The following is a 16,125-nucleotide window of genomic DNA, read 5'->3' as shown; positions in this document are numbered from 1 at the left end:
GACCCTCTCCATGCCATGGAGATGCGCTACCAGCTGCGCTATAGCCCCGTGTCCAATGTGTTTTCCGTTTTGGACCTCGTATACATTACGACGAGTTTGCGTTTAAGGCAACATTCGGTGTGTCGCGCCATTACATGCCTGTAATTTGCGGCTCCACCTCAGCGTTCACGCTCCCAAGCATCCGTGTCGGCGATGGCAGGACCATGATTATAATCCATGAGGCGCCAGCGCACGGTCTCCCCGTTCTCGTCGGTCACGTCCATCGGCACCAGACGCACCCAGTGGGCATTGCGCATGGACACCACCGAAGCGAACGTGTCATCCACACGGCTCAGACCGAGTAGTGTCTGGAGGGTCTGCGCGATCCACGCACCGTGTGAGAAGACGAACAGGTCGGTGTCGAGGCCAGCACGCGTGGACCAGTCGTTCAATGCTTCGACGCCGCGCTCCCCCACATGCTCCTTGGGTTCGGCGCCATATTTCAGCTCCCCGCCGCGATGTTCCATCCATGAACGGAAATCCTTGGGATAACGTTCTGCCAATTCAGATACGGCATGTCCATCCCAGTCGCCGAAGCTGCGTTCGCGCACACGCGGATCATCATGCACTTCCGCTCCGTCCAGCGCATCAGCAAAAGCCTGTGCAGTGTCATGTGCACGGGAGAGATCGGAGCATACGATGATGCAACGATCGGTTTCCGGCCGACGATCCACATACAGGTCCTTCAGCGCCGCAGCAGTCTGACGAGCCTGCCACTGCCCTACGGCATCCAGCGGAATATCCACCTGCCCCTGAAGCCTGTGTTCCGCGTTATAGGACGTGCGTCCATGTCGGACCAGAAAAATAGAGCGAACATGCTGAAGTGCCATGGAACAGTCCTTACCTGTCTTAGACGTGCCGATATCACAAGTCGTATGCAGCGTATGCATGTGGCGGCATGACCATCGTCAACTGCCGCCACAACATCATTGTAGGTCTCTGGGCGACAGTCTCGTCATTCGTCGCCCAGAGAAGCATGAGCATCTATCCGCGAATCATCCTCATGATGTGCAGCGGTTTCGGGATGCTCGAGCTGGAGGTCGATGGACTCGCAATCCTTCCACAGCCGTTCCAGACCATAGAATTCGCGAGCCTCATCGTGCATGACGTGGATGACGAAGTCACCGTAGTCGAGCAGCACCCATTGGCCTTCGGTCAGTCCCTCGCGTGAGCGAGGCTGGCGACCGTCGCATTTGAGATACAGATCCTTCTCGATCTCCTCGGCCACGGCCAATACCTGACGCTCGTTGGAGGCGCCGGCAATCATCATGATATCGGTGATGCCCAATAGATCTGCCACGTCAAAGGCCACGATATCGGTGGCCTTGAGTCGGTCAGCGGCTTCTGCGGCGACACGTACAGCGTTGATGGAATCCTGCAATGCCGGCATTGATCAGCGCTCCCAGGCGGGCTTCCAGCCCTCGACGTTATGCTGCGTGTTCTCGGAATACACCATCGTGTCGTCGGGCACTGGATGGCGCACCACGGAGCCGGCTCCGGTGGTCACATTGTCACCCACCTGCACCGGAGCGACGAACAGGTTGCCGGCGCCCACATGGCAGCCGGAACCAATGGTGGTGCGGTTCTTATGCACGCCGTCGTAGTTGGCGGTGATGGTGCCGCCGCCGATGTTGGTGTGGTCGCCGAGCTGGGCATCGCCCACATAGCTCAGATGCGGCACCTTGGTGCCGTTGCCGATGTGCGCCTTCTTCATCTCCACGAAGGCGCCGGCCTTGGCGTCCTCGCCGAATTCGTTGCCCTGACGCAGATACGTCCACGGTCCGATATTGGTTCGCGCGCCGATGTGGGATTCCTGCACGCGCGAGCGCTCCACCACCGCGCCGTCATCGACCGTGGCGTCAATCAATGTGGTGTACGGGCCGACGACAACGTCCTCGCCGATCACCGTGTGTCCCTGCAGGAAGGAACCAGGCAGAATGGTGGCATCGCGCCCGATCTTGACGTCATCCTCGATCCACGTGGTTTCCGGGTCGAGAATGGTCACGCCCTCATGCATCCACCGTTCGCAGACGCGACGGTTGTAGGTCTTGGCAAGGGCGGCAAGCTGTACGCGATCGTTCACCCCCTCCACGGTGAGCGGATCGGGAGCCGCGAATGCGCCGACCTTGCCGGCGGCCTTGGCGGTTTCCAATGCATCGGTCAGGTAGAACTCGCCTTGGGCATTGTTCGATTTGAGCCCGGCGATGGCCTCGCTGAGCACCGAAGCCTCGAATACATAGACCGAGGTGTTCACTTCCTGCACCGCGAGTTCGCTGCGGTTGGCGTCTTTCTGCTCGACGATGCGCAGCACGTTGCCTTCGCGGTCACGGATGATGCGGCCATAACCAGTGGGGTCGTCAAGAATCGTGGTGAGCACGGTGGCACCATCACCGGAAGCAATGTGGAACTCCACCAGCTTGCGCAGCGTGTCGCTGTCCAGCAACGGCATGTCCGACGCGGCGATCAGCACAGGACCATCGAGCTCCCCCTCTGCGGCAAGTTGAGCCATGGCGCATTGCACTGCACGACCGGTGCCGGGGATGTCGTCCTGATGGACAATGGTCACGTTCCCATCGTATGAACGTGCCGCCTCGGCCACGCGCTCGGCTTGGAAGTGGACGACCACGGCGAGTGTGTCCGGATTCAGCGCGGACACCGAGTCCATCACACGGTTGAGGAAGGTCTTGCCGGCGAAGGTATGCAATACCTTCGGCTTGTTGGAACGCATGCGGGTGCCCTCGCCCGCGGCGAGGATGATGGCTGCGGATAATGCCATAAGTGACGTATTCCCTTCGAGTCGGAATAACTGATGCTATTGCAAACAATCTAAAACAATAGACGGAAAAACAATGAACGGCCACCCGAATGTCGAGCGGCCGTCAATCGCTCCCCCACCTGGACTCGAACCAAGACAAAGGGTTCCAAAGACCCGTGTGCTGCCATTACACCATGGGGGAATCGTGGGTTTATGACCCACAAGTGTTCATTTATACCATATGTTCGGCATTTGTCGAAAGGGCACGTCATGTCGCGCCCTCAAACACGTGTCATAGCGGACCATCCGCCGCGACACGCCTGATGCCGACGCGTCGCGGAAACGAGAGCCGACTGCGCTGCGTGAACCGCAGCCAACAGCCTCGCCTCCGCAACCGGCGACTTCTGTTTCACCCTCAGGCGAAGAGGAAGCCCTGACCGTGATGTTCCGGGTAGGTGTCGAACAGTTCGGCGACCGAACCATCCTCGAACACCGCTCGGATGGCGCTGGCTAGCAGCGGAGCGATGGACAGTACCGTCAATCCATCCCAGCGCTTCTCCTCGGGAATCGGAACCGTGTCGGTCAGCACCACTTCGCGTGCGCCACAATCCTTCAGTCGTTCGACCGCCGGACCGGAAAGCACGCCATGCGTGGCCACTACAGTCACCGACTTCGCTCCAGCCTCCTGCAGCACGTGGCACGCCCCCACGATGGTGCCGGCCGTGTCGATCAGATCGTCGACCAGAACACAGTCCTTGCCCTTTACGTCACCGACGACTCGGTTGGCGACCGCGCGGTTCGGGCGGGTGATGTCGCGTGTCTTGTGCACGAACGCCAGAGGACCACCGCCAAGTCGTTGAGCCCACTGCTCGGCCACGCGGATACGACCCGCATCCGGGGACACGACGGTCACATTGTCGAGCTGTCCACGGAATCGGTCGCGGATGTAATCGACCAGCACCGGCATGGCGATGAGATGGTCGACCGGACCGTCGAAGAAGCCCTGGGACTGTGCGGCGTGAAGGTCCACCGACATGATGCGGTCGGCGCCTGCGGTCTTGAGCAGGTCGAAGACCAGACGGCAGGAGATGGGCTCACGACCGCGATGCTTCTTGTCCTGACGGGAGTATCCCAGCAACGGGCACACGGCGGTAATGGATCGTGCCGAAGCTCGTTTCAGCGCATCGATCATGATGAGCTGCTCCATAATCGCCTTGTTGATCGGCTTATAGTGGCTTTGCAGCACGAAGACGTCGGCGCCTCGCACCGATTCGGTGTACCGCACATACATCTCGCCGTTCGCGAAATCGTATGCCGTGGTCTCCAGCAAATCGATGCCAAGCTGTTGTGCAACATCTTCGGCCAGTTTCGGATGGATTCTTCCCGTAACGAGAATCAGGTTCTTATCAGGCTTCCCCTCAAGGATTGCGCTCACCATTACTCCCAACGTGTGGTCTCGCTGATGCACATTCCAGCATAGCTGCTCTTGAAGACCGCGATACACGCCGGCGTCGCCTGTTGTTCACCGAGCCGACAACTATCGCCGAAACAATCCGGGCAGACAGCATGGACGCATATGACCATCGAGACGTTTCCTTACTTGTGGTACAGACTCACCCGTTCGTATTTGGGCTCACAGCATACGTTGATGCCGAGTTTGCGGTAGAGCGCCTCATCCGCCGCGGAGATGATGACCGAGAAGAAGGCGTCACAGCCCCGGAGCTGTTCAAGACCGGCGATGACCTGTGCGCCCACCGTGCTGGTGGCGCTGGTGATGGACAGCGCGATCAGCGTCTCGTCGGAATGCAGACGCCGGTTCGTGCTATGCAGGTGTTCGGTCTTCAATCGGCAGATCGGCTCGATCGCCGCATCATCGATGACGAGGACATCGTCATCCACCCCGGTAATCGCCTTGAGCGCATTCATCAGCAAAGCACTTGCCGCACCGAGCAATTCTCCGGTTTTGCCGGTCACCACACGGCCATCCGGCAGCACCATCGCTCCGGCAGGCGCCCCGGTGTCGGACTCCTTGGCGAGCGCCACCTTGCGGGCAGGCGACAGATCAGGGGTCACGCCAGCCTTGTTCATAATCGACCGCAAGCGTTCCACCTGTTCTTCCCCGGCACCGGTACGCTTGAACCGCACTGCCGCATCGAAGAAACGTCGCACGATTTCCATGCGGGCCGCCTCTCGGCACACATCATCGTCCACGATGGCGTATCCGACCATGTTGACGCCCATGTCGGTGGGACTTTGGTACGGGCTCTCCCCCATGATCCGCTCCATCATGGCCTTGAGCACGGGGAACGCCTCGACGTCGCGGTTGTAGTTGACGGTGGTCTCGCCGTGGGCCTCAAGGTGGAACGGGTCGATGATGTTGGCGTCGTCCAGATCGACGGTGGCGGCCTCGTAGGCGATGTTGACCGGATGATTCAGCGGCAGGTTCCATACGGGGAACGTCTCGTATTTGGCGTATCCGGCGTCGATGCCACGCTGATGCTCGTGGTACAGCTGGGAAAGGCATGTGGCGAGTTTGCCGGAACCCGGGCCGGGGGCCGTCACCACGACCAACGGACGGCTGGTCTCCACGTAATCGTTCTTGCCGTAGCCTTCGGCCGACACGATATGCTCGATGTCGTGCGGGTACCCGGCAATCGGATAATGCAGATAGCAGGTGACCCCCAGCTGCGCGAGACGGTGACGGTAGGCGTCGGCTGCGGGCTGGCCGGCGTACTGGGTCAGTACCACGGAGCCGACCAGCATGCCATGCGAACGGAACACGTCGATAAGGCGGAGCACATCTTCGTCATACGTGATGCCCAAGTCACCGCGCATCTTGGCCTTCTCGATATGATTGGCGTTGACGGCGATGACGATCTCGACCTCGTCCGTAAGGCTTTGGAGCATCCGGAATTTCACATCCGGCTCGAAACCGGGCAGCACGCGCGACGCATGGTAATCGTCGAACAGCTTGCCGCCGAATTCCAGATACAGCTTGCCACCGAACTGAGCGATGCGTTTCTTGATATTGTCGGCCTGAAGAGCGATGTATTTCTCGTTGTCGAATCCCTGGTGCATGGAGGTCGGCTTCTCTTTCCTTCACAGCGTCATGAACGGCAAAATTATACCGGAAAAGTCCTGAAGCCACACACCCCGACCGCGTCCTCAAACGCCTCGAACCACGTTTCCATCCCCCCCTATGCAGTGGGTTCTGCAGTGGTTTCTGCAGCAATACCCAGTGTTTCCTCGGCAAACAAAAACAGCAGGCACCTGAAGATCTCCTTGCCAGGGGTGTATGTGGCTGAGGGATGCGGAGCCCACACGAAACAGAGCCGTCTGGCGGAGCAGGCCATAGTCGCACGCCAACTGGTCCGCCAAAGCCGACGTACGACATCCGACACTCATCCGCCACTCAACATCCGGCGCACCCCGACAATCCGACCATCCCAACCCACCAACTAGCCCACGGCAACAACAGGAACCGCGTAATTCGTGTCCCGTTACAGAATCCATTGTTTTCTTTTCTACGAAATCGCAGAATGCCTATGCCGTCTGCTTTACATTCACATATACGCAAACACCTTATGGCCATCGTCGCTCTAGCCCGCTCACTTGGAACTTATCCGGACTCACTCTGCATCGAAGAAATCGCTGTCGATAGCCTTAATCTCATACACCGTTTTCACTCCAACGCCCACGTTGCATTCAATCATCAGCTTTGCGAGAGTCAATCCATCAATGAGCACGACGCTGATATCGCTGGACCGCATTCTCTCATCAACGTATCGTCGCGCCTCCTCTGAAAACCGCGATGTCGTGATAAACACGCCTTTGTTGGCACCATTGCCTACAAGGGCGCCAACAAACCCTTGAATGTCAGGTCGTCCCACAACATGTTCGGTATTCCAGCGCTTAGCTTGAATATACACGGAATCCAGTCCCAGCCTATCGAGACGGACCACGCCGTCTATCCCGCCATCCCCACTTTTCTTGGTCACTTCACCGGTGGTCTTAGACAGGTCTCCGTATCCAAGGCTCAGCACCAATCGCGTCACCAACCGTTCGAAAAAATAAGGATCGTTATCCATGATGCGGTCGAGCAACTCCGCAGCAAGCGCTTCATTGAGTTGCTCTGATGCGGTTTCCATCAAGTCCTCTGGAGTGGCCTCCTCAGACTGATATGCGTTATCGGGCTTCAATGTAGATGACGTTTCCTTCGCATCAACCGTTTTGCTTCGGTATCCCTTTTCCCAAGCCAAAAAGGCGGGCACGGTCTCAAGATCGGCCAGAGTGATAACGCCCTCATGCTGTTGCAGGAATTCGCGCCCGGCATCGGTGATACGATACGTTCCGCGCTTGCTCCCCTTTTCCACCAGCTGTGCCTTGTGTAAATCGGTCAGCCCCCATCCGACACGGTTTGCGATGCGAGGCTGTCCACTTTTCAGCATTTCGTTTTGCTCATCCACTGTCATCGCAAATGCTGCAATCACTGCTGTACGAATGTTTCTGGCGTCCTTCAGTTGTCCATCGGCGAGCTCAAGCAAAATCGGACGCAATGTCTGGTCCCATGTCGGCATCGTCATGGCCATCCCTTTCCGTTCTGTTATCAGATTCGAGCAATAGCATACCAACGCCGTATGGTGTGCATCAGTAGATTGCACTGCAGGTATTTTGTGCATCGGTAAGACGCGTTGCAGGTATTTTGTGCTTTTATACAGAGCTTTTCGTGCCATACAAATACACAAAATACCTGCACCTTCATTTCAAGGTACTATTTCACCTGCATTTCACTGCGTAACTGTACCTGTATTACCTGCAAGCGGCCGTGAGAATCGGTGAAGTCGGTTTCGGGCGGAGCTTCGACGACATGTTTTACCTGCAAAATGTTCGGATCGGGATGCCGCCCACCCTCGTTGCAGGTATAACAGTGCCAAATACGCGGAAGAAAGCCACTCACCGCTGTCTCCAATATGCGGAGGGACCGCGCGGAGCCAGTTTTCCGTCTTCAGTTGATCAGTATTCCGGAAAGCGTAAAGACCAGTCGCATAGCTGATCGCGCACGCGATGATGCTACACGAAGGAACCATACGGCCCCTTGCGCCCCGCACCGAAGATTCGAATGGTTTCTCATGCAAAGCCACGAGAATACGAATAAGGCTCCGGCCTGCGACATTAATCGCATCGGCCGGAGCCTTATAGATTCGCGTGTCTCCATCCCGATATTTCACGAAAAAGCCGCTAAACCCACATGAATACCATGACCGAGGAGCAACAACGAGGACGCCCCATCATCACATGTCGCTCCAGGGAATGATCGAATGATGTGTGCGTCCTCTAGGCGCACCGAAGGAAGCGGTACAAAAGGTACCGCGACTGAGGAGCAACGCCGAGGACGCTCCATCATTCGATTATTCCCATTCGATGGTTGCCGGGGGCTTGGAAGTGCAATCCAGCACCACGCGGTTGATCTGGCGGCATTCATTGGTGATGCGCGTGGAGATGGTGGCCAGAACATCGTAGGGGACGCGAGCCCAGTCGGCGGTCATGGCATCCTCGGAGCTCACCGGGCGGAGAACAATAGGAGAACCATAGGTACGTTCGTCGCCTTGGACGCCGACGGAGTGGACGTCGGCGAGCAGCACAACCGGGCACTGCCAGATATCGCGGTCGAGACCTGCCTTGGTGAGCTCCTCGCGGGCGATGGCGTCGGCTTCGCGCAGAAGGTCCAGACGCTCCTTGGTAATCTCGCCGATGATGCGGATGCCGAGGCCCGGGCCGGGGAACGGCTGGCGCCAGACGATCTCGTCCGGCAAGCCGAGCTCGGTGCCGATGGCGCGCACCTCGTCCTTGAAGAGGGTGCGCAACGGCTCGATGAGCTGGAACTTGATGTCCTTGGGCAGACCACCGACGTTGTGGTGGCTCTTGATGTTCGCCGCGCCGTCACCGCCGCCGGACTCGACGACGTCCGGGTAGAGGGTGCCCTGCACGAGGAATTTGACTTCCTTGCCGCGGGCGCCGGCCTCCTCAAGCACCTGCTGCTGAGCCTTCTCGAAGGTGCGGATGAACTTCTCGCCGATGATCTTGCGCTTGCGCTCCGGCTCGGAGACGCCCTTCAGAGCGGTGAGGAAGTCGTCGGCTGCGTCCACGGTAATCAGGCGGATGCCGGTGGCCTCGACGAAGTCATGCTTGACCTGCTCGACCTCGCCCTTCCTGAGCAGGCCGTGGTCGACGAACACGCAGGTGAGCTGGTCGCCGATGGCCTTGTGCACGAGAGCGGCGGCCACAGCGGAGTCCACGCCGCCGGACAGACCGCAGATCACTTCGGCGTCGCCGACCTTTTCACGGATCTTCTTCACCTGATCGTCGATGATGCTCGAGGCGTTCCAATCGTCGGGTAGCGCGGCGCAGCGGTGCAGGAAGTTCTCGATGAGCTGCTGGCCGAGCGGCGAATGCTTGACCTCGGGATGCCACTGCACGCCGTACAGCTTGCGGGATTCGTCCGCCATGGCAGCCACGGGGGCGCCCTCGGTATGGGCGAGCACCTCGAAGCCTGCCGGGGCCTGTTCGACGGCCACGCCGTGGCTCATCCAAGTGGTCTGCCCGGCCGGGGAACCGGCGAGGATGCCCTCGGCCTCGTCCACGACGGCCTCGGTCTTGCCGTACTCGCCCAAGGCGGCCTTGTCCACCTTGCCACCGAGCTCGTAGGCCATGACCTGGAAGCCGTAGCAGATGCCGAGCACGGGTACACCGGACTCGAACACCTTAGTATCTATGGTCGGAGCACCGGGCTCGAACACGGAGGCCGGGCCGCCGGAAAGAATGATTGCCTTGGGATCCTTGGCCAGGATCTCATCGACGGGCATGGAATGAGGGACCAGCTCGGAATAGACGCCAGCCTCACGCACACGGCGGGCGATGAGCTGGGCATACTGGGCGCCGAAGTCGACGACGAGCACAGGACCGTTTGCCATTGATATTCCCCTAACGTTCATTGGGATTTTACGTGGGTTGCAACACACCGATTATCACCGGTCAAGCAGACAAGCCCGACACGCATAAAACTATGTGCGAAATACGAACAAACTACATAGATGCAAGAAACAACACGCCGATATTAACTTTGTTAAATCGAACGTGCGAATACTGCCCCAAAAGCAGATTTGACGCGGTTTTACGCCATTTTCAGCACTGGAGCCGTCAAAAGACATAGTGACAATCAATCGTGAAAAGCACACAAATAGTGCTATTTTCATAACAATTTCGAACACACCCGCAAGAAATCGTTCAAAAGTCGTGTTGTCCTCGTACCATAACGAGTGATTGGAAGCGGAAACCCTTGTGCCGCAAGGAACTGGGGCCCGCGACCGAACAGAAATAATCAATCGCACGGATACGTGCAGGAGTACAGGAGTACACATGACGAGTCCTGTTATTGGCACCCCTTGGAAGAAGCTCAACGCTCCGGTTTCCGAGGAAGCCCTCGAAGGCGTTGACAAGTACTGGCGCGCTGCCAACTACCTGTCCATCGGCCAGATTTATCTGCGTTCCAACCCGCTGATGAAGGAGCCTTTCACTCGCGAAGACGTGAAGCACCGTCTGGTGGGCCACTGGGGCACCACTCCGGGCCTGAACTTCCTCATCGGCCACATCAACCGCTTCATCGCTGACCACGGCCAGAACACCGTGATCATCATGGGCCCGGGCCACGGCGGCCCTGCCGGCACCTCCCAGTCCTACCTGGACGGCACCTACACCGAGACCTTCCCGAAGATCACCAAGGATGAGGCTGGTCTGCAGAAGTTCTTCCGTCAGTTCTCCTACCCGGGCGGCATCCCGTCCCACTTCGCTCCGGAGACCCCGGGCTCCATCCACGAAGGTGGCGAGCTGGGCTACGCTCTGTCCCACGCTTACGGTGCCATCATGGACAACCCGAGCCTGTTCGTCCCGGCCATCGTCGGCGACGGCGAAGCTGAGACCGGTCCTCTGGCCACCGGCTGGCAGTCCAACAAGCTCGTGAACCCGCGCACCGATGGTATCGTGCTGCCGATCCTGCACCTCAACGGCTACAAGATCGCCAACCCGACCATCCTGTCCCGCATCTCCGACGAAGAGCTGCACGAGTTCTTCCACGGCATGGGCTACGAGCCGTACGAGTTCGTCGCCGGCTTCGACGATGAGGACCACATGTCCATCCACCGCCGCTTCGCCGAGCTGTGGGAGACCATCTGGGATGAGATCTGCGACATCAAGGCCACCGCTCAGACCGACAACGTGCACCGTCCGTTCTACCCGATGCTGATCTTCCGCACCCCGAAGGGCTGGACCTGCCCGAAGTACATCGACGGCAAGAAGACCGAAGGCTCCTGGCGTTCCCACCAGGTGCCGCTGGCTTCCGCCCGCGACACCGAGGCCCACTTCGAAGTCCTCAAGAACTGGCTCGAGTCCTACAAGCCGGAAGAGCTCTTCGACGCCAACGGCGCCGTCAAGGACGACGTCCTGGCCTTCATGCCGAAGGGTGAGCTGCGTATCGGTGCCAACCCGAACGCCAACGGTGGTGTGATCCGCGACGACCTGAAGCTGCCGAACATCGAAGACTACGCCGTCAAGGAAGTCGAGAAGTACGGCCACGGCTGGGGTCAGCTCGAAGCCACCCGTCGTCTCGGTGTCTACACCCGCGACATCATCAAGAACAACCCGCACGACTTCCGCATCTTCGGACCGGATGAGACCGCTTCCAACCGTCTGCAGGCTTCCTACGAAGTCACCAACAAGCAGTGGGATGCCGGCTACATCTCCGACGAGGTCGACGAGCACATGCACGTCTCCGGCCAGGTCGTCGAGCAGCTCTCCGAGCACCAGATGGAAGGCTTCCTCGAGGGCTACCTGCTGACCGGTCGTCACGGCATCTGGAGCTCCTACGAGTCCTTCGTGCACGTGATCGACTCCATGCTGAACCAGCACGCCAAGTGGCTTGAGGCTACCGTCCGCGAGATTCCGTGGCGTAAGCCGATCGCCTCCATGAACCTGCTGGTCTCCTCCCACGTGTGGCGTCAGGACCACAACGGCTTCTCCCACCAGGATCCGGGTGTCACCTCACTGCTGCTGAACAAGTGCTTCCACAACGACCACGTCATCGGCATCTACTTCGCCACCGATGCGAACATGCTGCTGGCCATCGCCGAGAAGTGCTACAAGTCCACCAACAAGATCAACGCCATCATCGCCGGCAAGCAGCCGGCCGCCACTTGGCTGTCCCTCGACGAAGCTCGTGCCGAGCTCGAGAAGGGTGCCGCCGCTTGGGATTGGGCTTCCACCGCGAAGTCCAACGACGAGGCTGAGATCGTGCTTGCCGCCGCTGGCGATGTCCCAACCCAGGAGATCATGGCCGCTTCCGACAAGCTGAAGGAACTCGGCATCAAGTTCAAGGTCGTCAACGTGGTTGACCTGCTCGCTCTGCAGTCCGCCAAGGAGAACGACGAGGCCCTGTCCGACGAGGAGTTCGCCGACATCTTCACCGCCGACAAGCCGGTGCTGTTCGCGTACCACTCCTACGCTCACGACGTGCGCGGCCTGATTTACGATCGCCCGAACCACGACAACTTCAACGTCCACGGCTACGAGGAGGAAGGCTCCACCACCACCCCGTACGACATGGTTCGTGTGAACGAGATCGATCGTTACGAGCTGACCGCTGAGGCTCTGCGCATGATCGACGCCGACAAGTACGCCGCCAAGATCGACGAGCTCGAGAAGTTCCGTGACGAGGCCTTCCAGTTCGCTGTCGACAACGGCTACGATCACCCGGACTACACCGACTGGGTGTACTCCGGCCTGAACACCTCCGAGAAGGGTGCCGTCACCGCTACCGCCGCAACCGCTGGCGACAACGAGTGAGACACTGTTTCGGCAGTGCTAGCCTAACGGCATAACAGAAAAGCCCGGGACTTTGGTTCCGGGCTTTTCTGTTACCTTGTACCGCATGAACGCCATACATCGACGCCATACATCGACCAATCGCCTCCAAGACCGCTCCCCTGTACTCCACACTCCCCCGTGTGCCACGCTCCCCGTGTACCCATCTCGCATGCGCGCGCCGGAACAAGCAAGCCACCGCACCGCCACAAAAACGAAATCACGCCAAACAGCAGCAATCACCAGTACAATGATGTGTGGTTCCAATCATGTGAGTATCAAAGGAGACGAACATCGTGACCGTAACCCGTGTTTACATCGCCAGCCCGGAAGGCGCCAATGGACGCAACGTAGTGGCCTACGGCGTACTCAATGCCCTGACTTCAAAGTACAAGACGATGGTGTTCCGCCCGGCGGTATCCAACCATGACGATTTCACACCCGTGCTGCTTTCCGCCTCGAACGCGGGACTCGGCGTGGCGCTCTCCACCGGACTGGATATCCACAAGGTTCGCGCGGACAAAGAGACCGCCCGTGGCGACATCGTCGGCGCGTTCAATGACGCTATGGACGTCTCCCGCGCGGATGCCGCGCTGATCGTAGGCACCGACAAGTCCCATGTCAACGATCCGACCACCTATGAGTTCAACGCCAATGTCGCCGCGGACCTGCAGGCCGGCGTATTCCTGACAATCGCCACCATCGATCGTTGGCCACACGAGCTCGATGAAACGGTCAAGCTGTCCATCGAGGGCATGGAAGCCGCCGGTAACAAGGTGCTCGGCATCTTCGTCACCGGATGCGAGCCGCGTCACGCCGTATCCGTCAAGGAGGCACTCGCCAAGTACGGGCTGCCGGTCTGGACCCTGCCGCAGGTATCCTTCACCGACGAGTCCAACAAGAACCTCGCTTTGGAGACTTTCCGCAAGTATGTGCCTACCGAAGAGGTCCTGGCCGCGCTGGATGTGGATGCCGAAGCCCCCATCACACCGTATGCCTTCCAATTCGGTCTGCTGGGCAAAGCCAAGACCAACAAGAAGACCATCGTGCTGCCCGAAGGCGAAGAAGACCGCATCATCAAGGCGGCGAACTACCTGCTTGAACGCGAGATCGTCAACCTCATCATCGTCGGCGACAAGGATGCAATCCTGGCACGCGGCAAGGAGCTGGGCCTCGATTACCTCGACCGCGCCCGCTTCCAGGCTATGGACGATGAGAACATCCTCAATCCCATGGTGGCCAAACTCTGCGAGCTGCGTGCCAAGAAGGGCATGACCGAGGAACAGGCGCGTCAGCAGCTGGCCGATGCCAGCTACTTCGGCACCATGCTTGTCGTGATGGGTTACGCGGACGGTCTGGTTTCCGGATCGATCAACTCCACCGCCAATACCGTGCGTCCCGCCTTGCAGGTCATCAAGACCAAACCAGGCCAGAAACTGGTCTCCGGCGCATTCCTCATGTGCTTCAAGAACCATGTGGCCGTATTCGCCGACTGCGCCATCAACCTCAATCCGGATGCCGAGCAGCTCTCCGAAATCGCTTTGCAGTCCGCCGAGACCGCCCGCGCGTTCGGCATCGACCCGAAGGTCGGCATGCTGTCCTATTCGACGCTCGGCTCCGGCAAAGGCCCGGATGTCGATGTGGTGGAGGAAGCGACGAGGCTGCTCAAGGAGAAGGCCCCCGATCTGCCGGTGGTCGGGTCCATCCAGTTCGATGCCGCATGGTCCCCCACTGTGGCTGCAACCAAGGCCAAGGGCAATGACGTCGCCGGACACGTCAACGTGTTCGTGTTCCCGGATCTGTGCGCAGGCAACATCGGCTACAAGGCGGTGCAACGCTCCTCCGGCGCGCTGGCCATCGGCCCGGTGCTTCAGGGATTGAACAAGCCGGTCAACGATCTGTCCCGCGGCGCCCTGGTTCAGGACATCATCAACACCATCGCCCTGACCGCCATCGAAGCGCAGTAGTTTGTAGCAAGCAACGAGTATTCTAAACAACGGTAACCCGTGTGCTCACGGGAACAAACGAATCACAATGGAGGATGCCCACAATGGCGAAAACCGTCCTTGTCATCAATTCCGGTTCCAGCTCGATCAAGTACCAGCTGGTTGATCTCGAGTCCGGCGAAGGTATCGCTTCCGGTCTCGTCGAGAAGATCGGCGAACCGATTGACGGCCACTACAAGCACGAGTACAACGGCGAGAAGCATGAACTCGAAGAGCCGATTCACGACCACGAGCAGGGTCTGAAGCGCGTGCTCGGCTTCTTCAAGGAGTATGGCCCGGACCTGTCCGAAGCCGGCATCGTGGCAGTCGGCCACCGTGTGGTGCAGGGCGGCTCCATCTTCCCGAAGCCGGCACTGGTCACCGACAAGACCATCAACCAGGTCAAGGATCTGGCCGTGCTCGCCCCGCTGCACAACGGCCCGGAAGCCAAGGGTGCCGAAGTCATGCGCTCCCTCCTGCCGGATGTGCCGCAGATCTTCGTGTTCGACTCCTCCTTCTTCTTCCAGCTGCCGAAGGCCGCCAGCACCTACGCGCTGAACAAGGACATCGCCGAGCAGTACCACATCCGCCGTTACGGCGCTCACGGCACTTCCCACGAGTACATCTCCTCCGTGGTGCCGGAAGTCATCGGCAAGCCGGCTGAGGGCCTCAAGCAGATTGTGCTGCACATCGGCAACGGTGCCTCCGCCTCCGCCGAAATCTCCGGCAAGCCGGTCGAGACCTCCATGGGCCTGACCCCGCTTGAGGGTCTGGTCATGGGTGGCCGTACCGGTGACATCGACCCGGCCGTGGTCTTCCACCTGATCCGCAACGCTCACATGAACGTGGATGAGCTGGATGCCCTGTTCAACAAGCGTTCCGGCATGATGGGCATGACCGGTTTCGGCGACCTGCGCGAAGTGCACCGTCTGGTGTCCGAAGGCAACGAGGACGCCAAGCTTGCACTCGACGTCTACGTGCACCGCATCGTGAGCTACATCGGCAACTACACCTACCAGATGGGCGGCTGCGATGTGATCACCTTCACCGCTGGTGTTGGCGAGAACGATGACATCGTGCGCAAGATGGTGTGCGACAAGCTCGCTCCGTTCGGTGTCAAGCTGGATGAGGAGAAGAACGCCACCCGCTCCAAGCAGCCGCGCGTCATCTCCACCCCGGACTCCTCCGTGATCATCGCCGTGATTCCGACCAACGAGGAGCTGGCCATCGCCCGCAAGTCCGCCGCCATCGCCGAGGCCGGCGAAGACACCTACGGCAACCAGTTCGCCAAGTGAATTGTTGATTCGCCGGTACGGCTGAGCCAGTCATAACGGCTGGAATGATGGAGGGCTTTGACGTGTTACACGTCAAAGCCCTCCATTCGTTTTATGCGTATTCTAAAACGGATTCTGGGCATATCCGTATCACGAAAAA

At 59.2% G+C, this 16,125-nt stretch carries 10 protein-coding genes and 1 tRNA gene; 3 read left to right on the top strand and 8 right to left on the bottom strand.

Annotation, left to right across the window (positions count from 1 at the left end; all coding sequences use genetic code 11):
* Nucleotides 1-158: 158 nt before the first annotated feature.
* The 8 genes from BW09_RS09425 to guaA all read right to left on the bottom strand — a co-directional run bounded on the left by BW09_RS09425 (nucleotide 159) and on the right by guaA (nucleotide 9,765).
* Nucleotides 159-869 (bottom strand): histidine phosphatase family protein, encoded by a 711-nt coding sequence (locus BW09_RS09425; protein ID WP_140464124.1) that lies wholly within the window; start codon nucleotides 867-869, stop codon nucleotides 159-161.
* Between the two features lie 125 nt (nucleotides 870-994).
* The gene (rsfS, locus tag BW09_RS09420) at nucleotides 995-1,429 is read right to left on the bottom strand and encodes a ribosome silencing factor (RefSeq protein ID WP_140464122.1); all 435 of its coding nucleotides are present in this window, start codon (nucleotides 1,427-1,429) and stop codon (nucleotides 995-997) included.
* Between the two features lie 3 nt (nucleotides 1,430-1,432).
* Nucleotides 1,433-2,815: a bifunctional UDP-N-acetylglucosamine diphosphorylase/glucosamine-1-phosphate N-acetyltransferase GlmU gene (gene glmU, locus BW09_RS09415; protein ID WP_044088501.1), complete on the bottom strand. Its 1,383-nt coding sequence runs from the start codon at nucleotides 2,813-2,815 to the stop codon at nucleotides 1,433-1,435.
* Between the two features lie 110 nt (nucleotides 2,816-2,925).
* Nucleotides 2,926-2,996: transfer RNA gene (locus tag BW09_RS09410), tRNA-Gln, on the bottom strand.
* 213 nt (nucleotides 2,997-3,209) lie between these two features.
* Nucleotides 3,210-4,232 (bottom strand): ribose-phosphate diphosphokinase, encoded by a 1,023-nt coding sequence (locus BW09_RS09405; RefSeq protein WP_140464120.1) that lies wholly within the window; start codon nucleotides 4,230-4,232, stop codon nucleotides 3,210-3,212.
* 158 nt (nucleotides 4,233-4,390) lie between these two features.
* The gene (locus BW09_RS09400; RefSeq protein ID WP_140464118.1) at nucleotides 4,391-5,872 is read right to left on the bottom strand and encodes a DUF1846 domain-containing protein; all 1,482 of its coding nucleotides are present in this window, start codon (nucleotides 5,870-5,872) and stop codon (nucleotides 4,391-4,393) included.
* 551 nt (nucleotides 5,873-6,423) lie between these two features.
* Nucleotides 6,424-7,377, bottom strand: a complete 954-nt coding sequence (locus BW09_RS09395; RefSeq protein ID WP_181161711.1) for a restriction endonuclease — start codon at nucleotides 7,375-7,377, stop codon at nucleotides 6,424-6,426.
* An 825-nt stretch (nucleotides 7,378-8,202) separates the two neighbouring features.
* Entirely contained in the window at nucleotides 8,203-9,765 is a 1,563-nt protein-coding gene (gene guaA, locus BW09_RS09390) for a glutamine-hydrolyzing GMP synthase (RefSeq protein WP_140464114.1), read from the bottom strand.
* 445 nt (nucleotides 9,766-10,210) lie between these two features.
* Here guaA and BW09_RS09385 point away from each other — a divergent pair, with 445 nt between their 5' ends.
* From BW09_RS09385 to BW09_RS09375, 3 genes are all read left to right on the top strand, one after another.
* Nucleotides 10,211-12,688 (top strand): phosphoketolase, encoded by a 2,478-nt coding sequence (locus BW09_RS09385; RefSeq protein ID WP_044088505.1) that lies wholly within the window; start codon nucleotides 10,211-10,213, stop codon nucleotides 12,686-12,688.
* A 314-nt stretch (nucleotides 12,689-13,002) separates the two neighbouring features.
* On the top strand, nucleotides 13,003-14,673 hold the full coding sequence (gene pta, locus BW09_RS09380; protein WP_140464112.1) for a phosphate acetyltransferase: 1,671 nt from the start codon (nucleotides 13,003-13,005) through the stop codon (nucleotides 14,671-14,673).
* 83 nt (nucleotides 14,674-14,756) lie between these two features.
* Nucleotides 14,757-15,986 (top strand): acetate/propionate family kinase, encoded by a 1,230-nt coding sequence (locus tag BW09_RS09375; RefSeq protein ID WP_044088507.1) that lies wholly within the window; start codon nucleotides 14,757-14,759, stop codon nucleotides 15,984-15,986.
* Nucleotides 15,987-16,125 lie beyond the last annotated feature (139 nt).

Origin of the sequence: Bifidobacterium sp. UTCIF-1 (assembly GCF_006408915.1) — a bacterium.
In the GTDB taxonomy this organism is placed as follows: domain Bacteria; phylum Actinomycetota; class Actinomycetes; order Actinomycetales; family Bifidobacteriaceae; genus Bifidobacterium; species Bifidobacterium reuteri.
This window is presented reverse-complemented; position numbering and strand designations above follow the sequence as displayed.

Excerpts from the sequence above, each read along its gene's own strand:
- BW09_RS09425 (WP_140464124.1), bottom strand. The coding sequence starts at position 869 with ATGGCACTTCAGCATGTTCGCTCTATTTTTCTGGTCCGACATGGACGC.
- rsfS (WP_140464122.1), bottom strand. The coding sequence starts at position 1,429 with ATGCCGGCATTGCAGGATTCCATCAACGCTGTACGTGTCGCCGCAGAA.
- glmU (WP_044088501.1), bottom strand. The coding sequence starts at position 2,815 with ATGGCATTATCCGCAGCCATCATCCTCGCCGCGGGCGAGGGCACCCGC.
- BW09_RS09405 (WP_140464120.1), bottom strand. The coding sequence starts at position 4,232 with ATGGTGAGCGCAATCCTTGAGGGGAAGCCTGATAAGAACCTGATTCTC.
- BW09_RS09400 (WP_140464118.1), bottom strand. The coding sequence starts at position 5,872 with ATGCACCAGGGATTCGACAACGAGAAATACATCGCTCTTCAGGCCGAC.
- BW09_RS09395 (WP_181161711.1), bottom strand. The coding sequence starts at position 7,377 with ATGACGATGCCGACATGGGACCAGACATTGCGTCCGATTTTGCTTGAG.
- guaA (WP_140464114.1), bottom strand. The coding sequence starts at position 9,765 with ATGGCAAACGGTCCTGTGCTCGTCGTCGACTTCGGCGCCCAGTATGCC.
- BW09_RS09385 (WP_044088505.1), top strand. The coding sequence starts at position 10,211 with ATGACGAGTCCTGTTATTGGCACCCCTTGGAAGAAGCTCAACGCTCCG.
- BW09_RS09375 (WP_044088507.1), top strand. The coding sequence starts at position 14,757 with ATGGCGAAAACCGTCCTTGTCATCAATTCCGGTTCCAGCTCGATCAAG.